At 44.8% G+C, this 7,490-nt stretch carries 7 protein-coding genes; all 7 read left to right on the top strand.

The features are described from left to right. The first annotated feature begins 83 nt into the window (after window positions 1-83). Entirely contained in the window at window positions 84-998 is a 915-nt protein-coding gene (locus IBX48_RS09295; RefSeq protein WP_296833665.1) for a LysR family transcriptional regulator, read from the top strand. After that, window positions 995-2,197: a DUF3095 domain-containing protein gene (locus IBX48_RS09290; RefSeq protein WP_296833660.1), complete on the top strand. Its 1,203-nt coding sequence runs from the start codon at window positions 995-997 to the stop codon at window positions 2,195-2,197. The genes IBX48_RS09295 and IBX48_RS09290 overlap by 4 nt, the downstream gene beginning before the upstream one ends. A 75-nt stretch (window positions 2,198-2,272) precedes the next feature. Next, entirely contained in the window at window positions 2,273-3,013 is a 741-nt protein-coding gene (gene cmoA, locus IBX48_RS09285) for a carboxy-S-adenosyl-L-methionine synthase CmoA (protein ID WP_296833657.1), read from the top strand. A 37-nt stretch (window positions 3,014-3,050) separates the two neighbouring features. Beyond that, window positions 3,051-4,037 (top strand): tRNA 5-methoxyuridine(34)/uridine 5-oxyacetic acid(34) synthase CmoB, encoded by a 987-nt coding sequence (gene cmoB / locus IBX48_RS09280; RefSeq protein WP_365942473.1) that lies wholly within the window; start codon window positions 3,051-3,053, stop codon window positions 4,035-4,037. Between the two features lie 80 nt (window positions 4,038-4,117). Next, the gene (locus IBX48_RS09275; protein ID WP_296833647.1) at window positions 4,118-4,345 is read left to right on the top strand and encodes a hypothetical protein; all 228 of its coding nucleotides are present in this window, start codon (window positions 4,118-4,120) and stop codon (window positions 4,343-4,345) included. Then, a complete protein-coding gene (locus IBX48_RS09270; protein WP_296833643.1) occupies window positions 4,332-4,718 on the top strand; it encodes a type II toxin-antitoxin system VapC family toxin in 387 nt (128 codons plus the stop codon). The genes IBX48_RS09275 and IBX48_RS09270 overlap by 14 nt, the downstream gene beginning before the upstream one ends. Before the next feature lie 133 nt (window positions 4,719-4,851). Further along, on the top strand, window positions 4,852-7,490 hold a 2,639-nt coding region (locus IBX48_RS09265; RefSeq protein ID WP_296833637.1), incomplete at its 3' end, for a type ISP restriction/modification enzyme.

The raw sequence follows: 7,490 nt of genomic DNA, 5'->3' as shown, positions 1-7,490 counted from the left end.
CTAAAGTTTAACTTTTTCTTGTATGATTGATAATACAAGAAATATGAATTTACTTTTTCCATAAGAGAAAGGTATAAACCCGCATGATCAACCGCAAAGATTCACTAGAAGGCTTAACCATCTTCGTACAAGTTATCGATTCCGGCAGCTTTAGCCAAGCGGCTAATCAATTGGGCCATGCGGTCTCGCATATCAGTAAAGCCATCACCAAACTCGAAAAACGTCTAGGCGCCCGTTTAATTAACCGAACCACACGCAGTTTAAGCCTCACCGATGTGGGCCAGGTGTATTTTGAAAAAGCCAAACAAATTGTGAACGACGCTTACGAAGCTGAACAAAGCATTACTCAACTACAAGACAGCCCGACAGGGCGGCTTAAAATTAGTCTACCCAACAGTTTTGGCCAGTCGCATATGCAACCGGTTATTCGCGATTATTTATTGCAATACCCCCAGGTTAAAATGCAAGTCGATTTTAGTAGCCGGCTAGTAGATGTGATTGGTGAAGGATTTGATGTTTGTGTCCGTATGGGGCAGCCTAAAACCTCAAACTTAATTAGTCGAAACCTGCTCGATTTTGAATTTATTACGGTTGCCACGCCCGATTATTTTGCACAACACGGCCAACCCAAACACCCACATGATCTCAAAACCCATTTAGCGATTAAATATATGTACAACCAAGTGCCAATTACTTGGGAATACCGCAGTGAGCAAAACGAAACCGTGCATGTGGAAGTCGAAAACCTAGTGGAATGCAATAATATACCCATGCAAAAAACGCTAGTGATGGCGGGCTTAGGCATTGGGCGTTTGCCCAGTTATATGTGCCAAGCCGAAATTGATCGCGGTGAACTAATTCGTATCTTAAATAACTACGAAATGCCACCACAAAGCGCCTATTTAGTTTATCCACATCGTTTGCATTTATCCGCTAAAGTGCGTGCCTTTGTTGATTTATCCGTGCAATATTTTCAAACCGGCCAGCATAAACTATGAACCCGACTCACCAACCAGCTTCATCTGAGCGTTTTTTCGAAGAATTAAACGTCTTGACCGACTTTGATGAGATATTACACACTCAACATTTCCAAGCCCTCCCAGACGATTGGTGGATTGTCGTCACCGATGTGGTTAACTCCACCCAAGCCATTCAAGCTGGGCAATATCGTGCGATCAATGCCGTCGGTGGGGCCACGGTCGCGGCGATCACCAACGCGGTTAAGCCCTTGCACATTCCCTATGTATTTGGTGGCGACGGGGCGAGTTTTTGCATTCCTAATAGCCAGTTAGAAGCCATCAAACCGGCTTTAATTGGTTCCGCGCAATTGGCGCGCGATAGCTTTCAGCTGGATTTACGTATCGGCTGTGTGCCTTATGTCGATATAAAACCTCACGCCCAAATTTTGATTGCACGTTTCCAAAAAAACGCCAGCCTAGAACAAGCGGTATTTATAGGTGGCGGCCTAACCGTAGCGGATCGCTTAATTAAACAAGATTCAAACTATAGTTTGCCGATCAACGATTTAGAACAAAACGCGGATTTTTCAGGATTCGAATGTCGGTGGAATCGCATCCCCAGCCCAAAAGACGTCACCCTCAGCTTAATCGTTAAACCCCGCCAAACCGACCTCAGCCAACAACTTGCCCTTTATGCTGAGCTAAAAGCCAAAATCCGCCAAACCGCAGGCGATGAACAACAGCACCACCCAATTAATCCGCAAGGCATGAAACTCGGGTTTTCTCAAAAAACTCTAATGGGCGAACTCGAAGTAAAAGGGGTTCATCAAACAACATGGCAAAAATTCAAAACACTTTGGAAACTGCGTTATGAAAACCTGATCGGCTTAGTTTTTATGACGTTTTCGATTCAGCAGGGGGAAGCCAAATGGGGAAATTACAAAACCGATTTTATGGCGAATTCGGATTATCGCAAACTCGACGATATGTATCGCACCGTACTAACCGCGAGCGAAGCCCAGTGTCAGCATCTCATTGACTGGTTGGAAACGCAATACCAAGCTGGGCACTTATATTACGGCACCCATAAAAGTAACGCCGCGATTGTGACCTGCTTAATTAACAAAACCGGTGTGGATCATATGCACTTTGTTGATGGCGCAGACGGCGGTTATGCCTCCGCAGCCTCGGCTTTAAAAACACAGATCAGCCGTGGTGCGATACAGCCAACTTATTAACATCCATAGACCTAACCCAGCCAGCACCTTATAATAAGCTGCCCATTAGCCATCATCGAATTCGAGCCGCACACCATGAAGACAGACAACAGCCAAAAAGATACCCTGTTCGCCCAAGCTTACGAAGCATTAGGTGCGTTTCAGTTTGACGAATCCGTGGTGTCGGTTTTCCCAGATATGATTCAGCGCTCGGTGCCGGGTTATCAAACCATTTTGGCTGGCATTGGCGAACTCACCACCCAATTTGTCAAACCCAATACGCGCATTTATGATTTGGGCTGTTCATTGGGCGCGGTGACCTTAACCATGCGGCGTAAACTCGAAACCACAGCCTGCGAAATTATTGCGGTGGATAATTCAGCCGCGATGATTGAACGCGCCAAAACCTACTTGGCCTCATTTCATTCAGATGTCAAAGTCGAATTCCAGCTTGATGATATTGCCAATATTCAGATTCAAAACGCCTCGTTGGTAGTGCTAAATTTCACCCTGCAATTTATTGCACCCGATCAGCGCGAAGCCTTAATCCAGAGAATCTACGATGGCTTAAATCCGGGTGGCGCGCTGATTTTGTCGGAAAAAATTCACCTAGACGATCCGCTGACTCAGCAAGTCATTGAACATTTACATTTGCAATTCAAACGCGCCAATGGGTACTCCGAACTCGAAATCAGCCAAAAACGTGCGTCATTAGAAAACGTTCTCATCAGCGACACGCCAGAGCAAAATATTGAGCGCCTGAAAAAAGTCGGCTTTCAACATCACGCGATTTGGTTACAAGCGTATAATTTCGCGTCCTTTATCGCGATTAAATAATAGGGCACCTCGATTAACAAAAGTATGAGTGTTCCACGTGAAACAACATCTTGATAGCCTTTGGCCACAACTCGAAAACACCCGTTTAAGTTTCTGGAAAAACGCGCTTGAACCACTGATTGAAAACGCGCTGCATCCTGAAAGTAACGGCAACTTAACACGCTGGATGGCGGCATTAGAAACCATCCAAAATTTCAGCCCATCAGAAAAAGTCGAGCTGAATCGCTCAGCGATTCTGGCTGAGTCCGCCCAGTTTAGCGACAGCCAGCGTCAACAACTCGAAACCGCGTTGCGTGAACTTCTGCCTTGGCGTAAAGGCCCGTTTGAGCTCGAAGGGCTATACCTAGATACCGAATGGCGCTCGGACTGGAAGTGGGATCGCGTACTCCCGCATCTTGCGCCCTTAAAAGGTCGCAAGATTTTAGATGTCGGTTGCGGCAGTGGTTATCATCTTTGGCGTATGACGGGCGAAGGCGCCAAATTGGTCATCGGCATCGACCCAAGTTTGTTATTTATGGTGCAGTTTTTAGCCGTGCGTCAATTCATCGGCGAAACCTCAACCTACTTTTTGCCTTTGCCTTTAGAAGCCTTGCCGGAATCCAAATTAGGCGGCGAATTCGATACCGTATTTTCAATGGGTGTGCTTTATCACCGACGTTCGCCGATTGACCATATCGACGAACTCAAACGCCAACTAAAAAAAGGCGGCGAACTGGTATTAGAAACCCTGGTGATTCCAGAAGAGCACGGCCAAATCCTCTTACCCGATGATCGTTATGCGCAAATGCGCAACGTCTGGTTTTTACCCTCAGTTAAAGAACTCGCGCACTGGTTAACCCGCTGTGGATTTGAGAACGTACGTTGTGTCGATCTCGACCAAACCAGCACCAACGAACAACGCACCACCGATTGGATGCAGTGGAATTCACTCAAAGACTTCCTAGACCCCAACCACCCAACCAAAACCATCGAAGGCTATCCAGCCCCACTGCGCGCCGTGATGCTGGCTAATAAACCACTTTAAGATCAAAAATGATAAATTATCGTACGGTTTGTGTTTTACGGTAAAATTGAGGTGTGTACTCATTGAAGGAGATTAATGTCATGCAATTAGCGATAGAGTTGCCGGATGAATTGGCAAAACGAATTGATATCAATACCTTGTCACAAGATTTTATTGAATTTGCAATGATAAAGTATGGCATAGGGTCAAGTGTATCAGCGGAGCTTATTTTAGAAAATGATCCACTTAACGGCATACCATTTGTTGCAGATTTTGCTAATGTGGAACCGCTAGCTACACAACAGGCAATGCGTGATGAGTGGTCTTGATTATTTGCTTGATACTAATGTTGTGATTGGTGTCCTAGGTCGCAATCCTAACGTTTTAGAATTGATTAGTCAGCATCATGTAAATTTTGATCGCTGCGGTTATAGTGCTATTTCACGCATGGAACTGTTAAGTTTTCATGGACTCACCGATGAATCGAAGCATGCAATTCAGCTTTTGTTGGATCGTATGCACTACTTACCGATAAATGGGGATGTTGAAACGAGTTGTATTGCCTTTCGTTCAATGCAAAAGGGTAAACTTCCAGATGCGATTATTGCAGCTACATCACTTGTATACGAATTAAAATTGTTAACTCTGGATAAAGGTTTAGTTAACAAACTATCTCAATTTCAACCTCAATTAAGCATTTAATAGCGCTTTCTCCTAAATGTTCACCACCAGGCCTGGTGGTTGGTTTGAAAGCCGCCAAACCATAAAACCCCGCAAAAACACTTAAACATCCAGTAAACTAGGTCTTTAATTTTTAGTAGAAAATGGAAGGCTTATGGACGTTATTCAGTATATCGACAAAATTAATTCTCGATTAGCCCAAGGCCACACCAGCGAACATACTTTCCGCGCCGATTTAGAGCAACTACTAACCCACCTATTACCCGGCTACCATATTACCAACGAGCCTTCTCAAATTACCGACTGCGGTAACCCAGATTTTGTCATTACCCGCAAAGGCATTCCAATGGGTTATATCGAAGCCAAAGATGTTGGTAAAGATCTCAACAGCAAAGGTTATAAAGAACAATTTGGGCGTTACAAAAAAGCCCTCGATAACCTGATTATTACCGACTATGTTTGGTTTCAGTTTTTTGTTCAAGGCCAAATGGTCGCCGAAATTCGGCTAGGCCAACCCGCGTTTGATAACGCCAGCAAAATTGAAATTAACCATAACGCGATTAGCAAATTTGAAAACCTGATCCGTGAGTTTTCCATCAACGTCACCCAAGCCATCAAAAACGCCAGCAAACTCGCCGAGTTTATGGCCGGTAAAGCACGTTTATTAGAAAACATACTGCAAGAAGCATTGCAAAGCGATTTAGACCATCAAACCGATACCGAACTCACCAACCAATACGCCATTTTTAAAGACATGCTGATTCACGATCTCGAACCCAAACAGTTCGCCGATCTTTATGCTCAAACCCTAGCTTACGGCATGTTTGCCGCGCGTTATCACGACCCGGTGCTCGAAACCTTTGACCGCAACGAAGCCGCGCGCTTAATCCCAAAATCCAACCCATTATTACGTAACCTATTCCAATCGATTGCCGGGCCCAATATTGACGACCGAATTAAAACCACCGTCGATAACCTGGCCGACGTGTTTCGCCATGCGGATGTCAAAGCCATCTTGCAAGGTTATGGTAAAGCCACCGCCCAAACCGACCCGATTATTCATTTCTACGAAACCTTTCTCGCCAAATACGATCCCGCCTTGCGTAAATCGCGTGGCGTTTGGTACACACCCGAACCGGTGGTGAGTTTTATCGTGCGCGCGGTGGATGACATTTTAAAAACCAAATTCGGTTTAAAAGATGGCCTAGCGGACACCAGCAAAACCACAATTCAAGTCGATGCCCAAAGCGCCGATCAATCCAGCAAAATCAGCAAAAAAGACGGCAAACTGGTGGGCTCTAAAGAAATCCATCGGGTCCAAATTCTCGACCCCGCCACCGGCACGGGGACGTTTTTAGCCGAAGTCGTCAAGTATCTTTACCAAACACGCTTTCAACACATGCAAGGCATTTGGCCGAGTTATGTCGAAGAACATTTAATTCCGCGTTTAAACGGCTTTGAATTGCTGATGGCGTCTTATGCGATGGCGCATTTAAAGTTGGACATGTTGCTCGGCGAAACCGGCTACAGCGCCGACCAACGCAAACAGTCCGACAACCGTCTGCGCATCTTCCTCACCAACTCGCTCGAAGAATACCACCCCGACACCCACACCTTGTTTTCGCAATGGCTGAGTAACGAATCCCGCGAAGCCAATGCAGTCAAAAAAGACACCCCAGTAATGGTCGTGATGGGCAACCCGCCTTATTCCGGCGAAAGCGCCAATAAAGGTGAGTGGATTATGTCGCTTATGGACGACTACAAAAAAGAACCCGGCGGCAAACAAAAACTGCAGGAACGAAACCCAAAATGGATTAACGACGATTACGTTAAATTTATGCGTTTTGCTCAATACTTTATCGAGAAAAACGGTGAAGGCGTGATGGCGTTTATCAACCCACACGGCTTTTTAGACAACCCGACTTTTCGCGGTATGCGCTGGAATCTGCTCAGTACCTATGACGAAATTTACACCATCGACCTGCACGGTAACGCCAAGAAAAAAGAAACCGCGCCCGATGGTTCAAAAGACGAAAACGTGTTTGATATTGAACAAGGCGTGTCGATTAATATTCTGGTAAAAAACGGTTCAAAAATCACCAGGCCTGGTGATTTGGGGCAAATTTACCACTTTGATTTGTATGGCAAACGCAAAGACAAATACAGCTTCTTAGAAAACACCGCTTTTAAAGACGTGCCGTATCAAGCAATCCCGAATGTTGCGCCGATGTATTTTATGGTGCCGAAGGACTTTGAAACTCAAGTTGAATATGACAAAGGTTTTGGATTGCAAAATCTTTTCAATGTTAATTCTGTCGGCATTGTAACAGCGCGTGATGCGTTTACCATTCACGAAACAGCTGAAGCGGTTAAACAAACGATCAACCGATTTTTAGTACTGGATGATGAATCCGCAAGAACCGAATTTAAGCTTGGTAAAGATGCGCGTGATTGGAAAGTAAGCTTAGCAAGAGAAGACTTAATTAACTCACATGTCGCACCACAAAATATAACGTCAATCAGTTATCGACCATTTGACAACCGATTTACCTATTACACAGGCAGATCAAAAGGTTTTCACTGTATGCCGCGCGGTGAAGTAATGAAACACTTCTTTCAAGTTAAGAACATGGGATTAAATCTATGTCGTCAAGTTAAAGCTTTTAACATAAATCAACATATTTTCATTACCGATAAGATTTCTGAATCTTGTTTAGTATCAAATAAAACCAGCGAAATAGGTTCAGTTTTACCTCTCTACCTCTACCCAAAAGACGGCAGCGAACGCATTCC

It is taken from the genome of Thiomicrospira sp., assembly GCF_014859555.1.
Classification (GTDB): Bacteria; Pseudomonadota; Gammaproteobacteria; order Thiomicrospirales; family Thiomicrospiraceae; genus Thiomicrospira.
The sequence above is the reverse complement of the archived record's forward strand: the minus strand, read 5'-3'. Positions and strand labels throughout refer to the sequence as shown.